General features: G+C 48.1%; 18 protein-coding genes and 1 tRNA gene. 8 read left to right on the top strand and 11 right to left on the bottom strand.

Going from position 1 to position 24,611, the window contains the following annotated elements:
• Nucleotides 1–57 precede the first annotated feature (57 nt).
• From JR338_03715 to JR338_03700, 4 genes are all read left to right on the top strand, one after another.
• The gene (locus JR338_03715; GenBank protein ID QRN83866.1) at nucleotides 58–1,626 is read left to right on the top strand and encodes an ABC transporter ATP-binding protein; all 1,569 of its coding nucleotides are present in this window, start codon (nucleotides 58–60) and stop codon (nucleotides 1,624–1,626) included.
• Nucleotides 1,627–1,640: 14 nt separating this feature from the next.
• The gene (locus JR338_03710) at nucleotides 1,641–2,744 is read left to right on the top strand and encodes an ABC transporter permease (GenBank protein QRN83865.1); all 1,104 of its coding nucleotides are present in this window, start codon (nucleotides 1,641–1,643) and stop codon (nucleotides 2,742–2,744) included.
• Nucleotides 2,744–3,760 carry an ABC transporter permease gene (locus JR338_03705; protein ID QRN84348.1) on the top strand — a complete coding sequence of 339 codons (1,017 nt, stop codon included), beginning with the start codon at nucleotides 2,744–2,746 and terminating at the stop codon, nucleotides 3,758–3,760. The genes JR338_03710 and JR338_03705 overlap by 1 nt, the downstream gene beginning before the upstream one ends.
• A gap of 77 nt (nucleotides 3,761–3,837) precedes the next feature.
• Nucleotides 3,838–4,563: a nucleoside phosphorylase gene (locus JR338_03700; GenBank protein QRN83864.1), complete on the top strand. Its 726-nt coding sequence runs from the start codon at nucleotides 3,838–3,840 to the stop codon at nucleotides 4,561–4,563.
• A gap of 40 nt (nucleotides 4,564–4,603) precedes the next feature.
• Here the strand turns inward: JR338_03700 and JR338_03695 are convergent, their stop codons facing one another.
• The 5 genes from JR338_03695 to JR338_03675 form a co-directional block, all read right to left on the bottom strand.
• The gene (locus tag JR338_03695) at nucleotides 4,604–5,560 is read right to left on the bottom strand and encodes an ABC transporter permease (protein ID QRN83863.1); all 957 of its coding nucleotides are present in this window, start codon (nucleotides 5,558–5,560) and stop codon (nucleotides 4,604–4,606) included.
• Between the two features lie 574 nt (nucleotides 5,561–6,134).
• Nucleotides 6,135–6,332, bottom strand: a complete 198-nt coding sequence (locus JR338_03690) for a hypothetical protein (protein ID QRN83862.1) — start codon at nucleotides 6,330–6,332, stop codon at nucleotides 6,135–6,137.
• Between the two features lie 144 nt (nucleotides 6,333–6,476).
• A complete protein-coding gene (locus tag JR338_03685) occupies nucleotides 6,477–7,070 on the bottom strand; it encodes a uracil-DNA glycosylase (protein ID QRN83861.1) in 594 nt (197 codons plus the stop codon).
• Nucleotides 7,071–7,170: 100 nt separating this feature from the next.
• Complete coding sequence (locus JR338_03680) at nucleotides 7,171–11,961, bottom strand: sortase (protein ID QRN83860.1); 4,791 nt, start codon at nucleotides 11,959–11,961, stop codon at nucleotides 7,171–7,173.
• Nucleotides 11,962–12,192: 231 nt separating this feature from the next.
• A complete protein-coding gene (locus JR338_03675; GenBank protein QRN84347.1) occupies nucleotides 12,193–13,179 on the bottom strand; it encodes a LacI family DNA-binding transcriptional regulator in 987 nt (328 codons plus the stop codon).
• 336 nt (nucleotides 13,180–13,515) lie between these two features.
• Between JR338_03675 and JR338_03670 the strand changes: the two genes are divergently transcribed.
• Nucleotides 13,516–14,145 (top strand): SIS domain-containing protein, encoded by a 630-nt coding sequence (locus JR338_03670; protein QRN83859.1) that lies wholly within the window; start codon nucleotides 13,516–13,518, stop codon nucleotides 14,143–14,145.
• A 119-nt stretch (nucleotides 14,146–14,264) separates the two neighbouring features.
• Here the strand turns inward: JR338_03670 and JR338_03665 are convergent.
• The 3 genes from JR338_03665 to JR338_03655 all read right to left on the bottom strand — a co-directional run bounded on the left by JR338_03665 (nucleotide 14,265) and on the right by JR338_03655 (nucleotide 18,460).
• A tRNA-Met gene (locus JR338_03665) sits at nucleotides 14,265–14,336 on the bottom strand.
• Between the two features lie 341 nt (nucleotides 14,337–14,677).
• Nucleotides 14,678–15,286: a hypothetical protein gene (locus JR338_03660; protein ID QRN83858.1), complete on the bottom strand. Its 609-nt coding sequence runs from the start codon at nucleotides 15,284–15,286 to the stop codon at nucleotides 14,678–14,680.
• Between the two features lie 183 nt (nucleotides 15,287–15,469).
• Nucleotides 15,470–18,460: a DUF4981 domain-containing protein gene (locus JR338_03655; GenBank protein ID QRN83857.1), complete on the bottom strand. Its 2,991-nt coding sequence runs from the start codon at nucleotides 18,458–18,460 to the stop codon at nucleotides 15,470–15,472.
• Nucleotides 18,461–18,553: 93 nt separating this feature from the next.
• On the opposite strand from JR338_03655, the gene tatC reads away from it, so the two are divergent.
• From tatC to JR338_03640, 3 genes are read left to right on the top strand one after another with little or no spacing between them, the layout of a single operon-like run.
• Entirely contained in the window at nucleotides 18,554–19,273 is a 720-nt protein-coding gene (gene tatC, locus JR338_03650) for a twin-arginine translocase subunit TatC (protein ID QRN83856.1), read from the top strand.
• Nucleotides 19,274–19,275: 2 nt separating this feature from the next.
• Nucleotides 19,276–19,470: a twin-arginine translocase TatA/TatE family subunit gene (locus JR338_03645; protein QRN83855.1), complete on the top strand. Its 195-nt coding sequence runs from the start codon at nucleotides 19,276–19,278 to the stop codon at nucleotides 19,468–19,470.
• Nucleotides 19,471–19,487: 17 nt separating this feature from the next.
• Nucleotides 19,488–19,838, top strand: a complete 351-nt coding sequence (locus JR338_03640; GenBank protein QRN83854.1) for a twin-arginine translocase TatA/TatE family subunit — start codon at nucleotides 19,488–19,490, stop codon at nucleotides 19,836–19,838.
• A gap of 52 nt (nucleotides 19,839–19,890) precedes the next feature.
• Here JR338_03640 and JR338_03635 read toward each other — a convergent pair whose 3' ends face one another.
• The 3 genes from JR338_03635 to JR338_03625 form a co-directional block, all read right to left on the bottom strand.
• Nucleotides 19,891–21,087, bottom strand: a complete 1,197-nt coding sequence (locus JR338_03635; GenBank protein ID QRN83853.1) for an NAD(P)/FAD-dependent oxidoreductase — start codon at nucleotides 21,085–21,087, stop codon at nucleotides 19,891–19,893.
• 44 nt (nucleotides 21,088–21,131) lie between these two features.
• Nucleotides 21,132–22,055 (bottom strand): NAD(+)/NADH kinase, encoded by a 924-nt coding sequence (locus JR338_03630; GenBank protein ID QRN83852.1) that lies wholly within the window; start codon nucleotides 22,053–22,055, stop codon nucleotides 21,132–21,134.
• Between the two features lie 73 nt (nucleotides 22,056–22,128).
• Complete coding sequence (locus tag JR338_03625; GenBank protein QRN83851.1) at nucleotides 22,129–24,597, bottom strand: DUF5110 domain-containing protein; 2,469 nt, start codon at nucleotides 24,595–24,597, stop codon at nucleotides 22,129–22,131.
• Between the last annotated feature and the right edge of the window lie 14 nt (nucleotides 24,598–24,611).

Below are 24,611 nucleotides of genomic sequence, written 5' to 3'. Positions count from 1 at the left end.
TTGTTTAGGTAGAGTACAGCCCTGGAGGCAACTTCAGGGCTGTTATAAGGATGGAATATGGCTAACGCAGTAGAGTTAATCGGTATTTCCAAATATTTTCCCTCAACTGAAGTCCAGGCAAATAATGATGTTCATTTTTCTGTGAAAGAAGGCGAAATTCACGCGCTGGTGGGAGAGAATGGCGCCGGAAAAACCACATTGATGAACATCCTCTATGGTTTGATCAAGCCTGATGCCGGAGAAATTTTCATTCAAGAGGAACTGGCCCATATCAATCATCCGGATGATGCCATCCGGCTGGGCATTGGTATGGTTCACCAACACTTTAAGCTGGTGCCATCTTTTACAGTTGCTCAGAATATTATGCTGGGTATGGAACCGAACAAGTTTGGTTGGCTCAAACAGCGTGATGAGATTGAGCAGGTGGAAGCATTATCAAAGAAATTTGGATTGCCAGTTGATCCGCGAGCAAAAGTAGCGGAATTGCCTGTCGGTATGCAACAAAGGGTGGAAATTCTCAAAACACTGCAACGTGATACAAAGATCCTGGTTCTGGATGAACCCACTGCTGTCCTGACTCCTCAGGAAGTTCGTGACCTGATGGTTGTGGTTAAAAGGCTATCGGAAGACCAGGGGCACACCATTATCTTCATCACTCATAAACTGATTGAGGTGGTTGAAGTTGCTGACCGGGTGACAGTGATGCGGGATGGTAAGAACGTTGGGACTAAAAATGTCGCCGACACTGACATCCCCGAGATGGCTCGGATGATGGTTGGGCGGGAAGTTCTGTTCAGAGTGAAGAAAGAGCCCGCAAAACCCGGAGGCCTTGTTTTGGAAGCGGATGGAATCACCGTCGCTTCTGATAACGGTTATCCTGTTGTGACTGATCTGTCTCTAAATGTTCGCTCTGGTGAAATCCTCGGCGTCGCCGGGGTTAGTGGGAACGGTCAGACGGAATTGGTTGAGGCGATCTCAGGTATACGACCGGTTGAGCTTGGGTCGATTAAGCTGGATGGTGAGGATGTAACCAATGCCTCGGTAAACGTTCGGAGGCATCATGGTATGGGGCATATTCCGGAAGATCGGATCCATATGGGGTTGAATCTGAACACAGATATGGATGAAAATGTCCTCTTAAGCCGCCAGCGTGATAAGGTTTATAACAAATTTGGTTTTATTCGCCGCAAAAAAGTAGCGGATCTGGCTGGACAGATCATCAATGATTTTGATGTGCATGGTGCAAAACCAGGTGGTAGTGTGGACACACTATCTGGTGGCAATATGCAAAAGATTGTTGTTGGGCGTGAACTATCTAATAAGCCTGAGTTCATTATTGCCAATCAGCCCACTCGTGGGCTGGATGTCGGCAGCATTGAGTTCGTCCATAAGACTTTGATTGAGGCGAGGGACAGAGGGGCGGCTATTCTGCTTGTCTCTGTTGAGCTGGATGAGATTATGTCCCTGAGCGATCGCGTTGACGTGATTTACCGTGGCAAGATTAACGGTGAATTCGATATCAAGGATGTTACTGAAGAGAAACTGGGGGTGCTAATGGCTGGCGGGTCTTTGGAAGATATTGAGAACGCCAAGAATAATCATGTTTCTGCTTCAGATGCATCATAGAGGTGAGGGACAATATGGATATAGAAAAAAAGAAGAAATTTACAAATGCACTGCTAGTCCCTGTGCTGGCTATTGTCTCCGGTTTGATCGTGGCTGCATTGTTAGTCTTGACGACTGGAAAATCACCATTGGATGCATACAAAGTCCTTTTTAATTCCGGCTTTAACTGTGAAAGCTTGCAACGCTGTACCTTCGTGACCACCCTAGAACGGTCTACACCGCTGATTTTGACGGGGCTTTCTGCCCTGGTAGCATTCAGAACGGGTGTGTTCAGTCTCGGTCAGGAAGGCCAAATGATGCTAGGTGCGGTCACAGCAGCCTGGCTGGGCCATGCCCTGGACCTCCCTTATGTCATTCATCCCATTGTCATTATTTTGGCAGCGGTGGTGATCGGTGGCCTATATGGATACATCCCCGGTGTTTTAAAGGTGAAACTTGGGGTTAATGAGCTGATTTCGACGATCATGCTGAATGAGGTCGCGATTCTATTTCTGGAGTGGGTGGTGAACTTCCCTCTGCGTGCGGATGCGGGTTCAGCTGCTCACTCATTTATCATCAAAGAAACCGCATGGTTGCCTTCGTTCCTGCCTAGCTCACGTTGGGGAGTGGGTTTTGTGATCGCCATAATCATGGCGGCGGTCATTTACTTCCTCTTGTGGCGTACTTCCACCGGATACGAACAGCGGATGTCAGGTAACGCACCTCGATTTGCCAAATATGGCGGCATAAAGAATGAAAAAGCAGCCTTACGCGGCATGATTATCAGCGGTGCCTTGGCCGGGTTGGCTGGTGCGATTGAGGTAATGGGCGTGAATCACCGGATCATGACCGGTTATTCCACTGGCCTTGGTTTTGATGGCGTTAGTGTGGCCATTTTGGGCCAGACCCATCCAATCGGCGTGGTGATTGTTGCCATCCTGTTTGCTGGTGTCCGTTTAGGCGCTCAACTGGGACTGCAAATTCAGCTCAAAGTGCCAAGAGAATTAGGCGGTGTGATCATCGCATTCATCATCCTCTTTGTTGCTTCGGATAATTTCTTCCTCGGCGGCATCAATTGGGTCCGTAACAAAGTTGCTAAATTCAAAGAGAGAAAAGCCATCAAGGAAGGAGGTGAATGATGCAGGATTTCCTTAACTTCTTCACCATACCGTTATTTTCTAGTGCCATTCGCCTGGGAACACCAATCATCCTGGCAGCTTTAGGTGGCGCAATTTGTAACCGGGCAGGTGTGTTGAACCTTGCACTGGAAGGGAAAATGCTTCTGGGCGCGTTCCTGGGAATCATCAGCGCCTATTACATTCAGCATAACCCGTTCCTGCCAATGCCACCGGTTGCGAGTACCTATCTGGCACTGGTTGTAGCCATGCTCTCGGGCGGTCTGTTGGGCGCTTTCTTTGCCTTCCTTTACATCAAATATAAGGTGAACCTGGTGATCCTGGCAATTGCCATCAACCTGATGTTGCTGGAACTGACCGTCTTTATGATGCGTGTGATGTTCGGCCAGGTGGGTACCTGGTCCGATCCCAGCATTGTTCAGCTACCGGATATTGAGTTGCCAGTTATCAAGAATATCCCAGTCCTTGGTGAACTGCTGAGTGGTTATAACATCATCGTATACGCAGCGGTCGTCCTCAGCATCGTAGGATATTTTGTCCTGTTCCACACGAAGTTTGGCCGCCATATCCGCGCCGTTGGTGAGAATATCGAAGCGGCTCGCACGGTTGGCATCAACGTGAACCGGGTGCAGATCTTTGCCCTGGTGATCAGTGGCGCACTGGCAGCCCTTGGTGGTGCTTTCCTTTCGGTTGGGCATTTGACCCTCTTCACCCGTAATATGAGTAATGGCCGAGGCTGGTTGGGCATTTCAGCAGCCCTCTTTGGCTTCAACCATCCGATTGGTGTTTATTTCTCGGGGCTGTTCTTTGGCTTTGCAGATGCAGCAGCTATCCGGCTTCAGAACGTGACTGAACTTCCGCCAAGCCTGGTGCAGGTGCTGCCTTTCATCGCGACGATTGTCGCCTTGGTGTTGGTTGCCCTGCGGGCCAAACTTGCTACATTGATCAATAAACGGAAATATTTCAGCTCACGAGAGATGCAAACTCACAAGGAAGCTGAACCCGTTGATGCTGAATAGTCTGTAAGTTATTGTTTGAACATGGCGAGCCTCGGTGAGAACCGGGGCTTGCTTTAATACTTCAAAAGGAGAGATTGATGGAATTCCATATTAAAGCACAACCTGAACAGGTATCCCGCTATGTCCTTTGTCCAGGCTCCCAACGCCGGGCGGCACGGATTGCGGAACGATTTGATGACATGGAGAAGGTTGCTGATGATCGTGGGATCGTGGTTTACACGGGCTATTACAAGGGTGTGAAACTGACCTCCTGTGGCACCGGCATGGGCGGCCCAGCCGTTGCGATTTGCATGGAAGAACTGGCGAATTTGGGTACTGACACCTTTGTACGGGTGGGGTCCTGCGGCGTTTTCCAGGAGGACCAGGGACCTGGCGATATTATCATCGCCAGCGGCACTGTGCGGGAAGGGGGCACTGCCAATGCCTATCTACCCATAGAATTCCCTGCTGTGCCCACCTACGAGGTCCTGGAGACCCTGGTGAAAACAGCAGTTGCCCTTGAGATCCCATATACCGTTGGTGTGGGCATCGCTGGGGATGCCTTTTACAGCCCACGAGAGCTCTATGAACCGGGCTTGTTAAAAAAGGCAGGCTTGGTTTCCGTGGAAATGGAAAGCGATACCCTTTTCATCGTTGGTCAATTCCGCGGCCTGCGGACTGGCGCTCTATATGCCTCTGATGGGACGAATAATGAAATTAAACCGGTCTGGGGTGAGGAAAAGTACCTGCAAGGTGAGTTGGATATGATCACCATTGCCCTGGAGAGTATGCTGGCGATCGCCAAGAATGACAATGCAGGCTAAATGATCTTCCGATAGATAAAATAAAACCGAGTTGAATTTCTCAACTCGGTTTTTTATTTGTTAGAAGTTTCTGGGATTTAGCGAGTATTTTCGTGAAGATTTCTTTTATCTTCGTATAGACACCCTCTGCACCCATCACAATGACCATTGTTGAGACAATCATTCCACCGATGGAACGGGGAATACCCAATTGAATGGAGAGCCCAGTCATGGCTGCCAGCCGGACACCACCGAGGACAAAGGATGAGAACAATATCCCAATGGGGTGGGCTGACCCCAGCAGGGCAACCATCACGCCATCAAAGACATCAGAACTGGTGAAATTATCCACGAAACGATAATGAACACCCAGGATTTCGATCCCGCCTGCCAGACCGGCCAGCGCACCTGAAATCATCATACCCACATAGATGGCTCGAATGGAGTTGACACCGCCATACTTCGCAAAAGTCTTATTGTCACCGGACATACGGGTCTCATACCCGGAGGCGGTTCGGTAGAACCAAATGAGCGATAAGGCGACGATGGCGAGCGCGATAAAGAATCCAAGGTTTAACTTGGTTGTTGGTGTCAATGAAGGTATCCGGGCGCTTTCGGGTATCCACTGTCCAAAACCCGAAGGGATGAAACCGACCAGATAGAGAGCGATGTAATTCAACAGGATGGTCGAGAGGATCTCGTTGATATTGAAATGGAGCTTTAGGAGTGCGGGGAGGATGGCATAGGTCATGCCGAATAGAATAGCTGCAATGAGGGCTGTCAAAGGATGGATGACGAATGGCAAGGTAAATCGACTGGCAATCCAATTAGCGGCTGCAGCGCCTAATAACATTTGTCCCATCTGACCAATGCTAAAGAGACCGACCCGAAAGGCGACCGCTGCAGACAGGCCCATAAAGATCAGCGGGGTTGCGAATTGAAGCGTTGTAAGGATGGCGCAATTATTGCCGCTGCTACAACCAAAGCCTGCTTTTAGGAGGACCTGAAATGCCTTCAAAGGGGAATTGCCCGTCAATAGGACAAATAAACCGCCTGCAAATAATCCAATTACTGCAGCGATCAAAGGTCGTAGTATGGTGTCTTTGATGTTCTTTTGATGAGTGTACAAGTAAAGGCCTGACAGGAAATATGAAACCTAACCAACAAAGTATAGCTTAAATTCGGGGATGCGGGATTTCAGCTTGGATAAGAAGGCCGCCATCCGGTTAATTTTGGATTTGCAGGCGCTCTCTAAGCAGGGACTCCCTCTTATCAATTCCGACCAGACCAAAATGGCCTTCCTTGGGAATAATTGGAGAAGATCAGATTTTTATAAATGCCTTTGCCGTTGTCTTTAATTTACCATCGTCATGATGTCATTGACTGAGGGCATGAACCTGAGGGGGATGATATTTCCATGCAATACATGGTCAAAAGCGCAGTGCTTGTGGATGCAGTTGATTTTGATGTGGCAACCCGTAAACAGCGGAAATAGGCGTTTCTACTCAATAATAAAACACTGCTTGTTTGATAACGAGCAGTGTTTTTAGTTAATCTTCAATAGTTGCAACTATGAAACTTTTATTCTGCGATCAGATTTTCTTTAGGACAGGCAGACCAGAATCTAATTCAACAACTTTTTTACCTGCGGGGACTTCGTTTACTGCGAAATCAGGCCGAAGATCGCCAGCGAAGAAAAACAATTCCCTGTCTTTACCAGTTTTTGATGTTACAACTTTGCGGTGCAAGAAATATTTCTTGCCTTTAGAGTTAGTGAATGAAAAAGCCATTTAAAACTCCCTTCTAAGTAGGAATATCTTACTTTTTCAGTGTAACAACTTATTCTATTTTGGTCAAGACGGCGGAAATGCGAGAAATAAATCTAAGTAAAATTAATTATTGAGGGAATTATTCAAGAAATATCATCAAATGAATTAAAGCAGTGAAACCAATTTCGCAAAGTCTGCTGCTAATTCAGGCTCCAATTTGCGATTATAGAAAATGGCTGCAGGGTGATAAAGAGGAAAGAGAATCACATTCCCATAAAATGACAAAGCGCTCAGGGGCTGCCCATGCAGTGCACCTATCTTTTCGTGCTTTTCGGGTAGGTCAAAATGGGTCAGCATGAACTCCATAGAGTAACGTCCCAGGGTGGCGATAACCTTTGGTTGGATGATCTCAATCTGGCGGATGAGAAAAACAGCATAGAGCTTGATTTCAGCTTTGGTGGGCGCTCGATTACCTGGTGGCCGGTCCTTTACGATGTTTGTGATGAATACTTCTTTACGCTCAAGCCCATTGGCTTCCAGAAGCCCATCGAGATCTTTCCCTGCCCGGCCGACGAAAGGCCTGCCGGTCTCGGCTTCGAGTTTTCCCGGCGCTTCACCGATAAAGAGCAGCCTAGCCTCTGGATCGCCCTCACCGGGGACTGGGTAATAACCATTCTCTTTCCGATAGGAATAGAGAGGTGAATCAGTCAGATCATTAACCTCGGTTACGATTTGGGACAGGGCTTGAATTTTATTCACGGCGGTATTATGTCTTTCGGTAGATTACCACAATTAGTAAAAAGGCTTGTTACCCGTGGGGAGTAACAAGCCCTATTATAGTCAATCGTGCGATTGTGGTCTATTCGATACTCACCAAAATTGCCCGGACAACTCTGCGGTAGGCGTAGGTGCCGGTTTCGGGATCGTAGCCGTCACAGGTCAGCAGTGTCAGCCAATCCGCAATTTCGCTTTGCATGACATTCGAGACGTTGGTATCACTGACCAGGTAATTGCTTAACACCTTGTAGGTATGCACTCTGCCCCAGGCGTAGATGCGAACTTCGTCACCAAACCTCAACGTATTCAGGTCGAGGAAGATCCCTGGCTTGTTCGTCGAAGTCCAGATATGGCCGGTGATGACGGTGTTGCCTACCGTGGTTGGGAAAGCGCTGCCTTCAAGGAAACCTGCATCATTGCCCAGCCAGGAAGTGTTCCAGCCATCACTTTCCAGCGGAACGCCCACAATTTGAGCGCTGACACCTAACCCCGGCAAAGAGAGTACCATGCCGGAGCTATTGTAAGCAGACGATAGTGTTTGTTCGGGAAGGGTCGTGACACCACTCTGGTTGAAGCCCGTAAGAGGCAGTTCATCCGGCAGTTTGATGAGGGTGAAGTCCAAAATGGCATCTTCACCGTCGTTCAGAGGATTCTCGGCCAGATCCATGATGGTGGTTGAGCCGCAAATCATCAACCGATATTTCCCAAGTGGCAGGTTGGTGCCATTATTAACTGTGAGTGTGGCAATGAATGGTCCAGCACCTGCGTTGTTTTCATAAGTGACGGGACCAACGGTAATAGCAATGTCATCCAAGCCGCTTAACTCAAGATTGTGGGCAACATCACAGGTAGCTACATCGAATTCTCCGTTATCTCCGGGTTGGAGCAGGTAATAATTTTCCGGATTGGTCACATCATCTGGATCATCGTTTTCAGGAGGATCATAGGCATCAGAGTCGAAATTGATCTCAATTTCGGTAAACCTGCGGGTATATTTCTTGTCGTTTTGAATGACCAGATTGCCCGGCCAGCCAATGACGCCTGCTTCCATGATTTGAATTGAGGTGATGTCGTAGGATACACTGTTATCGGTGCTTGACGAAGCGCTGTTTTCATTACCGGAGTTATCCACGACCGAGTTCTCGCTGATATCAACGGTAACCGTTTCGCCATCCGTTAGGCCGGTGATTTCAACCGTATAGGTGTCACCGGAGCCATTAATGACGATGACTGGTGGGTTGACCATGCCGGCAACGACCAAATCAGTATCCTCAAAACCAATGACTTCTTCACTGAATATGACATCGAATACGATGGGTTCTGTGTTGGTTGGGTCTGGTTGTGTTGAGCCTTGATTGATTGTGACGGTTGGCGGCGTGACATCATAGGTAACGCTGTTATCCGTACTGGTTGAAGCCTCGTTATTGTTGCCAGAGGCATCCACAGCGGCATTGGCGGGAATTGAAACAACGATCAAGCCACTGTCGGTCATCCCGCTCACCAGGACATTGTAGATCGGCCCTGTCCCGCCAATTGCAGCGGAGAGAGTGCCGGGCGCCGTGCTGCCGGTAAAGTCAATATCACTGGGGTCGAAGCCCGTGACAGGTTCATCAAAAGTGACTTCAAAGTTGATGGGCGTAAAGCGAGTGGGGTCGATTTGGGTTGGAGCTTGTTCAACGGTAACGGTTGGATCCGTCACATCATAGATCACGCTATTATCCGTACTGGTGGAATCTTCGTTGGCATTGTTGGCTGCGTCCACAGCGCTGTCAGACGGTATTGAGGCGATCACTAAGCCGCTATCCGTCATACCTGATACTGAGACCTGATATGTCGCTCCGGAGCCGCTGACAGCCGCTGAGAGCGTTCCAGGGGCTGTGCTGCTGGTCAGGTCAACATCGGTGCCAGTGAAACCTGTGACCGATTCGCTAAATACCACATCAAAGACGATTGGTGATGCATTGGTCGGGTCTGATTGGGTTGAGGCCTGATTGATGGTGACCGTAGGTGGGGTCACATCATATTCTACTGAATTATCAGTGCTGGTTGAGGCCTCGTTGTTATTTCCAACCTGGTCAATTGCTGAATTAGCTGGGATTGATACGACGACAGTACCAGATCCGGTCATGCCGCTGACTGAGACCTGATAAGTTGTGCCAGAACCAGTGATGGCTCCGGAGAGAGTGCCGGGAGTAGTGCTGCCAGCAAAACTGACATCGCTGGCTGTGAAGCCTGTCACAGCCTCGCTGAACTCGACATCGAATAAAATTGGGCTCAATGCGGTTGGATCAGCCTGACCAGAAGATTGGTCGATGGTGACTGTGGGGTTGGTGATATCAAAGGTAACAGAATTATCAATGTTGTTGGAGGCTGTGTTGCCGTTATTGGATGGGTCAAAAGCACTATCGGCGGGGATGGAAATGACGACCAAACCACTGCCGGTCATGCCGCTGACCGAAACAGAATAGGAGGCGCCTGATCCTAAAACTGAGGCTGCCAGGGTGCCGGGTGCAGTGCTGCCAGTGAAACTGATATCATCGCCAGTGAGTCCAGTCACGGACTCAGAGAAATCTACATTGAATAGAATTGGACTGGAATTTGTTGGGTCATTCTGTCCCGTCTCCTGATCAATTTCAACGTCTGGAGGGGTTGTATCTTCGACCTCATGGTTTTCCGTATCTGAGGATGTGTTGAAGTGACTGGCATCACCTAAATAGGTCGCGATAATGGTGACAGTTCCAGTGGAATTTCCTGTCACAAGCAGTGAGGCTTGGCCATTAGTAATTGGGACCCCAGTCGTGGTTGTACCAACGGTCACATTAATCGTGCCGCTGGAGATGAGACTAGTACTCGGTGCATTTGTAGTCACCGTCATGTAAATAGTATAGTCACCACCCAATTCGGATGGCTCTGGGGTGATGGAAGTGATAGTTGTTGTCGTATCAGCTTTGGCCACGCTATGTGATTCGGTATCGGAAGATATAAGCCATCCTGTAACTCCTGAATAGTTGGCTGTTATCGTCTTAGTGCCTGCCGATGTCGAAGGTAATGAACAGCTCCCTGTTCCTGCGGATAGAGATGCGGTGCAGAAATTGACACCATCGCCGATTTGAACACTCCCGGAGGGCATACCGGCACCTGAAGATGGTGCAACGGATACTGAGACTGTGTAATTCTGTCCAACAACAGATGGATCTGGTGTGTCAGATGTGATAGTTGTTGTCGTGTTTTCGGATAGATCATTGACCTGAATCGTGAATTGCTTGTCAGTAGAAAGGCCACCAAGATCGGTAGAACGGATTCGGATGGAATAACTGCTTTTTGTTTCGTAATCCGGGCTGCTGTTAATTGTGAGCGACGATCCAGAAATGCCGAAAGCATTATTGTCAGTATCCCCAGTGCCAGCGACTAAAGTGTAGGTAAAACTGTCGCTGCTATTCGCGTCCGTGGTTGACAATGTACCAACCGTTGCGTTTGCGGGGACGTTTTCGTTGATTGTTGTAGATGATAAACTGATATCCGTGGGGGCAACATTAGCTTCCGTTACGGTGATGGTGAAAGATTCTTCAACGTATAGCGCAGGGGAACCGCTATCTGTGGAGCGGATACGGATTGTGTAATCACCGGCGGAGAGGCTGACGGCTGTTAGCAATGTACTGCTAGAGATGGAGAAACTGGCGTTATCCGAACTGCCAGCGCCTGCTACCAGTGCGTAAGTATGTGTATCGCCAGCGTCCGGATCAGTGGTGGATAGGCCTCCAACCGTGGTTCCAGAGGGGAGGCCCTGACTGATGGAATTGTTACTGAGGATGATATCATTCGGCGCTGAGTTGCCTGCGGCTGTTGTGAAATTCCAAATGCTTGACCAGGTGCTGCCATAAGCGTTGACCGCCTCAACACCCCAATAATAGGTTGGACCAACAGATAAGCCGCTGGCAGAATAGGAAGTTCCGTTCAGATTGGTTTGATTGATGATGGGGGAGGAGAGATTGGAATTGGTTGAGACAACCAAATTATAAGCATCTGCACCGATAGTGTCATCCCAATCAAAAGTCGGCGAGGTGGTAACGCCAGCAGAACCATTAGCGGGAGAAATCAGAGCGGGAACGTTTGGTGGGGGATAGTCTGCATAAAGGTATACGCCTTCATAGGCAGCGCCGCTGTTATAGACGTATGTCGAACCGCTGGGTGTGAAAAGGATGGATTGCTCAGGGTCCAAGCTTTCAGTGTCGTAGGAATATTGAACGGCGGCAGTACCGGCAGCATTTTCCAGGCCAATGGTTGCAGACTGGCCATATGAGCGGGAGGCTGTTAATAACTGTCGGTACTGGATGCGGATGTTGTTTGTGCCTTCATATAAAATGACCTGAAATGTTCCCATGGGCAGATCGGAAGCAAAGTAACCATAGTTCGTCCATTGGACTATCAATTCGCGGCTTCCTACCTCGCCGATGGTTCGGTAAAGTACCAGTTGCGTATCGTCATAGGAATACAGATCATCCCAAAAAGCGTATATGGCGTTGTTTGGGGTGCCTGTGCTGGGAATCGGACTATTTGCATAATGGTAATAGTCACCACCCCCGAAATAGATCAGGCCATTGGTTGTGGCCTGGAATGTAGAATAGGTGTTTCCGAAATAAGTAAAATCGAACCCGATATTAAATGCAGAAGAATATCTGTCGTCGCCTCGAAGATCGGTATCTGTGCCAGCGTAGTAAGTCTCAGGTGGTAGGTTTAAGTCTTCTGCATTGACTTCTGATAAATTAAAACCGGAAATGGGAATAAATGCAGTTACTAAGATTATTATAATGATGAAAAAGGGCTTGGTGCTACGAGGGTGCGCGTGGTGAAAGATCTCTTCTTTGCGGGTCATTTGGCCTCCAAAATTAAATCTCAACACAATAAACCGGCGTCAACAAGAAACTATTATACACGATATCTCTTATTAATTATTCAAAAATTCATGTGAAATTAATGAATTTCGAATAAAGTGTAACCGATTCAATTCGGAGAAATTTAATATTCGTCAGATAATTCTAGTTTTATAGATTTATCGAAATAGATATAAATATGATGTTTAATCTGAAAGGAGATCGCCCCTCAGCTAATTAATGTCTATCTCATTGAGTACAGACCCGCTCCGCCAGGCGACAGAGGCGTTAATGGTGATGGGTGAGAAATCGCCTTCACCGTCAATGCAATTTATTAGGTGCTGGGTTGCGAGGTATCCCCGCTCAAAATTAGGCACGGAAATGGTGGTTAACCCCAGCGCTTCTGCGGGTTTTTCATCATCAAAACCTGTGACAGCTATATCCTCCGGTACTTGGAGGCCATTTTCCTTGAATGCATCAATCATCCCGAAGGCCATGTCGTCATTGGCGGAAATGACAATTTCAGGCAGCTTCTTGGAGAGCAGTAGTATTTTTGCTGCCTGATAGCCGCTTTGTTCCGTGTAGTCGCCGTGGAGATGGTACTCTGGGGGAATCTTGATGTCATGTGAACTCAGGATATCCATCATAGCGCTGTATCTTTCCTTGTTATCCAGCGTTCCCTCAACGCCGGCCAGATAGGCGAACTTGCGATAACCACGCTTGTATAGACCCTCGATAAGCTCGCTCATGACGGAATAGTTATCCAATAGGATGCTTTTTGCGCCTTCTTGGTTGAGAGGGCGGTCCAGAGAGATGATTGGGTAGTCAACGGAGGCTTTTTGGAGGATTAATTGGTCATGAACCCGGCGATCAAGGATGATGGAGCCGCAGGTGATGCTGGGGTGCATAAATTTGGCGCAGGATTTCGCAGAACAGACCAATAAGTCGTATCCCCTAAGATTTGTATATTGGTTTATTCCCTTGATGATCTGAAGATAAAATTGGCGGTCAAAATCACTGAAAACGAACAGGAGGGTCTTGCTTTTGCCTGACTTGAGACCTTTGCTGGCTGGGTTGGGCTGGTAATTCAGCTCCTTGCACAAAGCAAAGATCCGTTCCCGGACTTTTTCGCTGACATTAGGTTTCCCGTTGAGGGCGTTTGAGACCGTTGATGGGGAAACCCCGGCAGCTTTGGCAATTTCTTTGATTGTGATCATAATAACTTTCTTAATGAAAACGAGACAATAGGATGAGGTGACGATTTACGTAAATTATTACATAAAAGAGAAGTCTTCGTCAAGGCTATTTACACCTGAAATTGATAATTTGTTGGAAAATAGAGATAATGGATTTAAATATTTTTAATATAACTGAAAAGCGGTACTGATTTTGAATGGAACGGGGTAAAACGTTGTACTACTTGTGGTGAGTGATTTGAAGGGATTTCGGAGTATTTTTCCAGGTTGACGGCGATTAATCGAGTCGTTATACTGTCTTTGATAACTCTTTGTGCCTTGAAAATAATAATTTCACTGATAAAAGTAAGGAAGAAACCAATGGACCCAATATCAAAATTGATCAATCGCTATCCGGATCTTGAAAAAGTTCAGGATGAAATAACCCGAGCTGCTGACGTATTAGTCCAGGTCTATTCGGATAAAGGGAAAGTGTTGGTGTGCGGTAATGGGGGGAGTGCTTCTGATAGTGAGCATATTGTTGGTGAGTTGATGAAGGCTTTTTCGTTGGATAGACCGGTTCCTGAAACTTTTACGCAGGCTCTTGAGGAAAAACATCCTGAAGATGCAGATTATTTGGCGGACCATCTTCAGGGTGCCTTGCCTGCCATTTCATTGGTCAGCCAGAGCGCATTGATTTCGGCCTATGCCAACGATGTCGCTCCTGATATGGTTTATGCGCAACAGGTTTATGGATATGGACAAGCGGGAGATGCTTTGATTGCCTTGAGCACTTCTGGCAACTCAATGAACGTGATTAATGCTGTAAAGGTAGCCTCCGTGATGGGAGTGCATACCATTGGAATGACAAATTCATCTGGCGGAAAATTGGCCTTGCTTTGCGATGTTTGCATAAAGGTGCCCAGAAAAGATACCCCTGAGGTTCAGGAACTCCATCTGCCGATCTATCATGCCTTATGTGAGTTGCTGGAAGAGAAATTTTTTGGTTAATAGGTCAAGCTTTTGATATTGATATTACAGAGTAATATCAATTGAATTGATCAAAACTGGTATGCTCCGAATCTTCAATTAACAAAAAACCATCGTCAAAAGACGATGGTTTTTCTTAGTAGCGGGGCTTGGATTCGAACCAAGGACCTCCGGGTTATGAGCCCGACGAGCTACCACTGCTCTACCCCGCATCAGGATAAGGATTGTAAGACATAAGAAATGGTTTGTCAAGCAAAAACACTTTTTCTCTTCGGGATGATATTTGAGAATAAAAAGTCGAGGATAGCGACAACTTTCAGCCATCCTCATTTTCCTTAAATGTTAAATCTGTGGATGGATTAGGGGTATAGGGGTATCCACTACGGCGACATCGGGTGGTACAGAGTACAGCAGTTTCGCCCTGTCCTATTTGATTTCGCAGCTAGGGACAGGCGGCGGAATGGGCGGTGGCGGAGGCTACCGAAAAAAGAAAGAATTGACAGAGAGAAACATAATAAGAAGTCTGGTGGGCCTCCGCCGGATTTCTTCGCGTTTAGGGGCTGGGTGTAGCGGTTTTGGCTGGATAACCCATATCGATCATCCAATTACAAAGGACAGGGCCCTCGTGGGAATCTCGCTGAGGAATGCCGTCCTCGCGTGGGAGGCCGTCATAGCCCCAGAAGTAGCCAAATGGCCCAGCAAGCTGTTCACGGGCTGCCATAGATAACTCCCGATCTCCTATGGCAACGGCATGGATATGGGCGGGGGAACCTTCATAAAGGTCATTAACGTCACGATACCAGGCTGCAAAGCCCGCTAAACGCAATGCCTTGATCAGGGGCTCAATTTCATCTTCAAGGATGCTGTAAGTGCCAGGGGCCATAACGGAGATATCTACTGCACCACCGCCAGCATGCGTCCCGAAACTTGCCTCCACAGCATTGGTGTAGGAGCCCTGAGTGATTGCACTGCCAGTGAGGTCTATAGGCCCGCCGTAGAGCGATTGGGCGTAGACAATCATCTCATAGGTGCGCTGGTTGAGCTGGTAGCCATTGATAGTGAGCAGAGTGTAATCATCAGAAGGTAACAAGCAGCCTAGCCGCTCTGTAGGGAGCTGGCTGGTGCCAGTTGGGGAAGTCGTCAAAGTCGCTGTTGCAGCCATCGGAGATATTATCGCAGTCTCTGTGACACTATAAGGCGTAGGCGATAGGCTTAGCGTTTGACCAGGGGCACAGGACGCCAGCACCAATCCCATGAAAAGTAAGCCTGTGAATATTATGTATTTGACCCTCAAAAACGATTGATCTTTCATCAATTAATATAACTTCGTATAGTCATTATATATTTATATATTTTTATTTATCCTAACCACAAAACTAAACACCATCTCGTCAGGATTAAATTGGTATTTACTTAATGTGTCCGGCCCACAAGAATTGCTGCCAAGGCCGGTCTGGGCAGCATCAATATAAATATGCGGCGCTTCTTCCCAGTGAAGCTCTGACGGGTGGTTGGCACGGGGCAGGCTTTCAAGCGAGACATACTGAGCGTTGAAATTCAATGTTGGCTTTCCGATAAAGAGGATATCTTCCACACTCTTGCCGCCGAAACGAACCCATCTAACCTCAGACCGGTTACCATTTTCCTGTGGGCGGACATAGGAATGGAAAAGGTCCTTGGTTTTCACTGAATAATGGCCAATGAGGGCTGAATCTTTCATGTCCGGGTAAGATTCGTGTGGACCGCGCCCAAACCAGGTCACGTCTTCATAAGAGTGTGCAAGTTGAGCTGTAAATCCCAGCCGGGGCAGGCGGGTTTGCAGCCTGAGGGACGTGAAATGAAGGTCGATTTGAAGGGCTTCGTCGGCTTTGAAGTGATAGGTAACCTCGTATGCACTGTGAGGCTTGAAACCATCTGCAGCTAGTGTGCCTTTGGTGATTATTCGGATTTCCTCGGGCATTTCTTCAACCGAAAGTGAGTCCAGGCGCGAATGGGTGCGATCCAGCCCATCCAGAATCCATTCTTTGGCGACCTGCACGTCATTATCCGTTGGTGCCCGCCAAATATTCAGTTGAAGAGGTGAAAGCAGGATTTCACTCCCGTTAATCACCCAGGAACCGATCCAACCGGTTGCCTTATCCACTGTGAAGGCCTGCAATGGCGAGCTCAATTGGATGGATTCAAGGGTAGATGAGACAGCGAAAGAAGTGGCTTCTGAATTGGTTTCAGCTGGCTGAGGTGAATTTTCATTGAGAAAATGCTGGGTTCGAGCAATAATATGGCCTTTTGGCGCCCAGGAGCAAGCTTCTGCGAGAGAAAACGACAAGTTTAGGATACCAGGATTCCCATCCGCTGCCAGGGCCTTTAGCGCAGGCAGAGAGATAAGCTGAGAGTCGCCTGCTGCAATTTTCGGCAACGGTAACTCACCTTCTAAAAGGATTTCGTCCTGGGTTTCAAGGGAGTAAGTCACGCGCAGGTGCTCCAGTGACAGGAAAGCATAGTGGTTTTCAATGGTAAATGTCCCATCATCAGGGTTCACATTACCTAAGCTAACTGGTTGGAGCCAATATTTTAATTCTGCCAGTCCGGGATGGGGGTTACGGTCAGAATCAACCAGCCCGTTGATGCAGAAATTGCCATCATTGGGAACATCGCCAAAATCGCCCCCATAGAGAAAGTCAGCCTCAGCGGGGGCCTGGTCAGGGTTACGTAGCCCCTGATCCACCCAGTCCCAGACGCAGCCGCCAATCAACCTGGGATAAGCATGGATGGTTTCCCAGTATTCACGCAGGCTGCCAGGGCCGTTTCCCATAGCATGAGCATATTCGCAGATGAAATAGGGCCGAGGATCATCTCCTTTGTTTTCTCCAGCTTTTCTGATGGACTTGACGGTGGGATACATGGTGCTGACCATATCCACAAAGTCAGCATCGCCCGCGCCTTCGTAGTGGATAGGACGGGTGGGGTCGTTCTCCCGGATCCAAGCAGCCATGCGTTCATGGTTGGTACCGCAGCCGGATTCATTACCGAGAGACCAAATGATGACAGAGGGATGATTGCGATTTTGAGAAACCATGCGCTCAGCCCGATCAAGGTAAGCGGGGAGCCAGTCCTCGTTATTGGATAATTCCTCCCAATTTCCGGTGATCTGGAAGCCATGCGTCTCAAGATCTGCTTCATCCACCAGGTAAAGGCCGTATTTGTCACAAAGGGTGTACCAATAGGGATGGTTGGGGTAGTGCGAATTGCGGACTGTGTTGATGTTGGCCTGCTTCATCAATCGCACGTCCTTCTCCATCGATTTAACTGAGACGGTCCAGCCGGTATCGGGGTCAAATTCATGGCGGTTAACGCCTTTGAGGAGGATTGGCCTGCCGTTGAGCCATAATTGTTGATCGTGAATTTCTATGGTGCGGAAACCGATTTGATAGCCAATAACTTCAAGCACATTGTCATCCGAATCCAACGTTTCGAGGATGACCTTATAGAGGTTGGGTTCTTCTGCAGACCAAGGCAAGACGTTTTCAACAATTTTTGAATATGGCTGGTTTGATTTAGCCTGATCCTCAATAAGGCATTCACGAATTGGGGAGAGAACCCTGATATTAATCGGCAAGCTTTGACCGTCTTTTGCCAGCATGTCGATATTCAGGCTACCAGACCCTGAGAGGTAGTCGTAATCCGCTGTGATTTGGACATCTTCAAGGTGCTGTTTGGGGCGGGCGGTCAGATAGACATCCCGAAAGATGCCATGCAGCCGCCATTGATCCTGGTCTTCCAGATAGGCACCTGCAGACCATTTGTAGACAATGACGGTGAGAAGGTGTTCGGAATGATCCTTGAGATGAGGACTGAGGTCGAATTCTGAGGTTAATCGACTGCCCTGGCTTGCACCGATGAATTGACCGTCCAGATAGACCTCAAAGGCAGAACTTACGCCAAGGAAGGTGAGATGAATGGCATAGGAAGCCCAATCAGCAGGCAGGGTGAACGTCCGCTGGTATACACCAGTTGGATTTTCATTCGGCACATGCGGTGGATCCACCGGGAAAGGATAAAGGACATTGACATATTGCGGCCGGTCATAACCAGAAAGCTCCCAGCAGCCCGGTACGGTTATCTCGTCGGCTTTCTCAATACCTGAGGCGATATCTTCCGGGACCTGGGTTGGACTGGTGAAAAAGCGAAAATTCCAGTCGCCATTGAGACTGAGGGCCCGGTCGGTATCTTCTGGTGTATAAGGTATTGGGGAATCGGGTGACGAGAAAGGGAGAAACCAGGTGGGAGGTTTATGCGCGTTGATTTGAATCAGGTGAGGGTCCTCAAGATTGAACATCGTTTATCCTTTATTGGATGATGTAAAAGTGGTATATTGCATCGACAAATGTTAAAATAGTCTGGTTAGGATTCTAACCTGAATAGTGATTTTATGACAAACGATCAGCAAGAAATGTCCTTCTGGCAGCACCTGACTGAACTGCGCAAGCGGTTGCTGTTCGCCGTCATCGGTATCGTGATCGGCGTCATCATCACGTTGATATTTGCAAACAGCATTTTGGAACTATTGGCACAACCAATCGGTGGATTTGAATCACTTTTATCCATTGAAGTCACTGAAAATATCGGTGTGTTCATGCGGGTGACTTTGTTGGGTGGCTTCATTCTCTCCCTACCATTCACCTTTTTACAGATTTACCTTTTTGTTCAGCCCGCCTTGAAACCCGCTGAACGACGCTGGGTTTTACTGGCAGTTCCTCTGGCAGTGGTGCTATTCCTGATCGGGGCGGGATTTTCCTACTTTGTGATGCTGCCGAACGCCATCCCCGTATTGGTTCAGTTTTATGGACCGGAAGTATTGCCAAAGTGGAAAGATTATGTTGATTTCGTCACCAGCCTGATCTTTTGGTCGGGGATCAGCTTTGAAATGCCCTTGGCTGCGTTTGTTTTAGCTCGAATTGGGGTGGTATCAGCAACTCAGCTACTGAAAAGCTGGCGAATTGCGTTGATCGTGATCGCATTTGCGGCGGCAGTCATCACCCCCACCGGTGATCCGATTAACATGATCATATTGATGGTGCCATTGATACTCTTATTTGCTTTGAGTATACTATTAGCAGCTTTAGCGAAGAAAGATAAGCAAGGAGAATAATTATGCTTGGAAATATTAGATGGCCTGAACTGTTATTGTTTCTGGTGATCATTCTGTTAGTCTTTGGCGTTGGTCGGATCAGCAAGGTCGCAGGCGAACTGGGCAGCGGTATCCGTGCTTTCAAGAAGGGTATTTCGGGGGAAGAACAGGATAAAAAAGAGAACGAAACCGATTCATCCAAAGACTCAGACGACTAATTCATTGCGTTTGACGGATGGAAATCTTCAATATCGGTATTCTTGAGTTTCTATTCATCCTCCTGCTGGCATTCATCATCCTTGGCCCCAAAAAGGCTGTTGAGCTTGCTGGAGAGGTGGGGCGCTGGGTGAAAGACTTCGTCAAATCACCATTTTGGCGGGAAATTGTCAATACCTCAAGAGATATCAAAGATATACCTCGGAAATTGATGGACGATGCTGAAGTACAGCAGACGATCAACGAGATCAACCGAACGACCACCGAAGTCAATCAGCAGTTCCAACAGGATACGGTAGGCACCATTCTACCGCCACCAATTTCTACCCATCCTGACACCCCTGACGACGATATAACGGATAAACCATAAGCGGCCTGGAAAACCAGACCGCTTTTTCATTTCGTTACAACGGGTTTAATCCCTATTCGGCAGTAAATACCCCTTTTATTGTTTCCTTCGTGTAGGTTTTTCCTTCTGAAATAATTTCCCGACCCAGATCCACTTTGCCCCAGAGGTTCCAGAAGATAGCGCCTCTGACTTTATGGTCCTCAAGATAGACAATAGCGCCTTTCTGATGGGGTTCAATCCAATCCTCAACGATTTCAGCTTCTTTATGCAGTTCACCCAAGGCTTCATAACCCATATCGAAAAGGTCAGAATAGAAGAAGGGGAAGTGGTCATACCTAAGGTGTTCACCTGCCATATTCTTCCCGGCCAGCATGCCCATGGTGTTGGCGCTATCCTCATGCTCTACCCGGGTTCGCTTACCGAGATCCACATTGAAGAAATTGGCAACATCCCCGGCGGCATAGATGTCCGGGTTGTCCGTTTGGAGGAATTCGTTGACAACGATGCCATTATCCACTGCAAGCCCGGCCTCTTCCGCAAGGTAGATATTGGGCTTGATCCCAACACCAATCACAACACCGTCAAAAGCGGTGGAAAATTCAACGTTGGTTTCCGTATTGACATAAGTCACAAGGAACTTGTCCCCTTGTTTTTCGACAGCTTTCACAAGATGCCCAGCCAGGACTTTCACACCCTTTTGATGATAATACTTATTCATGAATTTAGAAAGGCCATCCGGGAAGATCCGTCCTGCTATCCCGACCTCAGGGAAGATCATCGTGACCGATTTGCCTTGCTGATTGATCGCAGCAGAAATCTCAGACCCAATGAACCCTGCACCGATCACACAGAAATTCTGTTTGGTCTCCACAAGCTGGCTCAGTTTCTCAAAATCAGAGAGTGTTCGGTAATAGATGACGCCTTCTGGCATATCACGGAGATGGTTAGGGTGACCACCCGTGGCCAGGAGCAGCTTGTCATAGGTAAACTTTTCACCGTTTTGGCTTTCAACCCATTTTTCATTGGGGTGGATAGCCGTGATTTTGTCCTCCAGGAACAACGCCACATTGTATTTCTCTATTGGGCGCATGATGTCGTCCACTTTGCCTTTTTTCCAAAGACCTTTGGTAAGTGGAGGGCGGTTATAGGGTCCGAACTTATCTCTGGAAAACATGGCGATTGTGCCTTCCGGGTCAATTTCCCGGATACCCATCACGGCTGAGGAGCCTGTCATCCCACCGCCGATAATTATATAGTCATATTTTTTCATCTTTCACCTTTCAAAAGTCGACTATTCGTCAAATAATACCAAATTTATCTAATTTTACCGACTTCATTGGAAGGAATAAAGACCCTGAGTGATTTTGGGTGAACGATGACTTCAACCGGCGTTTTGCCCACTAAATCGCCATCAGCCTGAACTGGAAATGGGTGGGCTGTCTCGATGGTGCACCTATCCTGGATTTTGAAATGGTGAACAATCGGATTCTGCCAGATGCGTTTCGTGAAGATGGAATGTACAAAACCGATGATATCCGTCAGGTTGGCCGCCCGGACGATAAAAAGATCAAGTACCCCATCATCAATAAAGACATCTTCGGCCCATTCCAATGGATTGATCGCGATCAGGCGGCTATTGGTGACCATCACTTCCGACGCCATGAAAGTCTCTTTGACCCCATCATGGTTGATAACCACTCGTTTAAGCTCCAGCCCAAGGACTTGCTCAATAAAATGTTTGAAATAGGCAAAGAAGCCAAAGCGCTTCTTCTCCTCGGTGGGGGTCACTTCCATAACTTGGGACGACACGCCTACGCTGAGGTTCATAATGTAAAACTGATTATCACAGGAAAAAGTATCCAGGGTGAAGCTGCGGTTGTCGGTGGACGTAATGAGATTTAAAGCGTTTTCCAGCCGAAGAGGAATCTTTAATTCTTTCGCCAGCAGGTTGCCGGTGCCCAGTGGCAGAATAAACAGCGGAAGGCTGTAAGGCATCAGCAGATCAGTGGCAATTGAGACTGTACCGTCGCCGCCCGCCGCTATAGCGAGGTCAACACCGTGTTGGATTAATAAAGCCACTTCTTCGCGTAGTTTAGCTTTGTTTTGAGGCACGAGAAGTATATGGTATTGAATTTGATGGTCTATTAAGAATCGTTCAATCTCTGCGCGTGGATGGGTGCTCGTACATTGACCCGATTTTTCATTATAAAAAACGATCGCGTGACGATATGCACCCATATTCTTCCTGCCCTTTATTGTGTTTAATTAATGATACTTCCAAATTATCCGAAAGTCACCAGATCAGTTATTCCTAATGGCCGTAAAGTTGGTTGATGATCCTATTAAAGGCCTCATTAGGGTCTGATGAAATGAGCTCGGATTGCGTACCCAACCAGGTTTCAATAAATGCCAGCAGTTGGGGTTGGGTCATGTAGTCGGCATAGGCCATGAGCAGGGTGGGATTCAAAAGGAATTCATCCAATTGATGATGCAGCCGATCTTTAGCATTCGTATTGAGCCTGAACCTTTGGATCAGCTTATCCAGTCTGGCCTTACGCCGATCGGATTGATCCATCAAATCTTCTACTGCAGAGAGCTCTATGGAGAATGTTGACCCTGGGGGGATTTCAAACCCGGGTAGAGTCAGCGTCCGCTTGCTGGCATCAAATTGAGTCTCAACCTCATTCACTTTTCCATCCAGACGGGCGATGATTTCATCTGGTTTCTGGAGGCTATGGAAGATCACCTGATAGTTCCGTTTTTCAGGACAATATGTCGCGAGATTAGCCGGAGATTTAATAAATAGTTTTAGTTTTGACCCCAACCACTTCTGCTCAATGCGTGAGAGGGCGTACTTTCCCTGTTGATAGGCGGTAGAGACGCCATCATCCTCGTAAAGTTCAAAGATGTTATCTGCACCTGGATAAATATGGAGGGTTAAATCTTTCGGTGGGCCGACGTTGTCCCAGCCCTTGAAAGGCCCCATTGGGAGGATAGCGCCGGCTTTGGCAAAGACCGGGATATCTGCCAAGGCGCCGTAATAGCTAATCCAGCCATTGCCCGGAAAATGTTCTCCGTAGGCAAGATCAAACCAATCACCCTCGGGCAGCCAGATGACCTGGCGGCTGGATTGGGTGGACACATCCTGAGGTGTAGTGAAAGGTGCGGCAATCAGTTCACTCCCAAAGGCATATTCGTTCGGGCAGAGATAGGCATTGTTCTCTTCCGGATAGAGATGATACATGGGACGGATTGGCAATATTCCATCCGAATAGTTCTTCCAGGCTGTTGTGTAGAGATAAGGGATCAGCGCATGGCGCAGCTGCATGGTGTGAGTGGTATGGATGGTTGTTTCGGCATCAAATGCCCAGGGACGCCGTTCCTGGTAGGGATTGTTGGTTGAGTGCAGGCGCATGATCGGGCTGAAAACGCCATATTGCAGCCAGCGCAGGTAGAGTTCGGGCTCTACGACGCCGCCCATATGCCCGCCAATATCATGCGACCACCAGCCATAGGACACATTAGCAGCCGTTGCGGTGAAGTAGGGTTGAAATTGCAGGGATTTCCAGCTGACGATGGTGTCTCCGGAAAAGCCAATGGGGTAACGCTGGCTTCCCAGGCCACCCCAGCGAGAGAAGATGAAAGGACGCCGAACACCATCGCGGTTGCGGTCATAGAAATGCAGGTGATTGAGCCAGAATAGCGGGTCCAACCCGGCCAAGGAGGAGTTGGTGCCCTGCTGCCAATCCATCCACCAGAAATCAACACCGATTTCCTCAAGAGGATGATGCAGGAGGTCAAAATAGGCTTCTGTGAAATCCGGATTGGCGATGTCAAAGGGGATAGGTTCTTTTGTTTTTGGATCGCCCCCCATCCGTTCCGCCATGTCCGGATAAGCCTGCTCATGAGGATGGATGCCCAAGGCAGGATGCAGATTTAGCGCTGATTCAAGTCCCAGATTGTGAAGTCCATCCAGGAAACCTTCGGGATCTGGGAAAAGGGCCGGGTTCCAGGTATAGCCCGTCCAGCCTGAGGATTCATTACCGGTATCCACAATATGCCAGTCCATGTCAATAATACAGACAGAGAGAGGCACATCGTGTGCTTTGAAATCTCCCATCAGGTCAGTCAGTTCATCCTGACTATAGGCCCAGTAACGGCTCCACCAATTTCCCAAAGCAAAACGGGGGATGACGGGCGTTTTCCCTGAGAGCTCCTGAAAATCAACAATGCAGTCGGTATATTGATGGCCATAGCCAAAGAAATATAGGTCTTTGATGATAGCACCGGTCTCCCTGGGAGCCAGCCAGCCTTCATCTGTAAAGACCAGAGAGTCGCTATCATCCACAACAGACCAGCCGTTCCGGGAGATCAGTCCTGGCTCCAACACCGTTGCGCCATTCACCTCATCCAGTGTGCGAACCGTACCTAACAAATTGCTCTTGTTCTCCATGCCATAATGCCAGGTGAAACCGGTCTCTTTCAGCGTAATTGAAAGGTTATATGGATTGAATCCAATGTCTGAAGGGTGATAGTCAAGGAGCAGATGTTCAGTTTCAAGAATAAGATGATCGGTGGCTTGATCAACTGTAAAGTCAGGCGTAGGGAGGTTCCGATGCCAGAACACTTGGGTGGGGCGATCCTCAAACCGTTGTTCGGGATCATATTCCATCCTGATGAGCTTTGATGTGAGAACAGAAAAGCGAGCCGCACCAATCCGAACGATTGATTCTGGCGGGGTGAATGGATGAAAATCGCGTTTAAGGTAATTGAGCGTCATGGGACCAAATCTCC

The sequence above is a fragment of the Chloroflexota bacterium genome (assembly GCA_016887485.1).
GTDB lineage: Bacteria > Chloroflexota > Anaerolineae > Anaerolineales > Anaerolineaceae > Brevifilum.
This window is presented reverse-complemented; position numbering and strand designations above follow the sequence as displayed.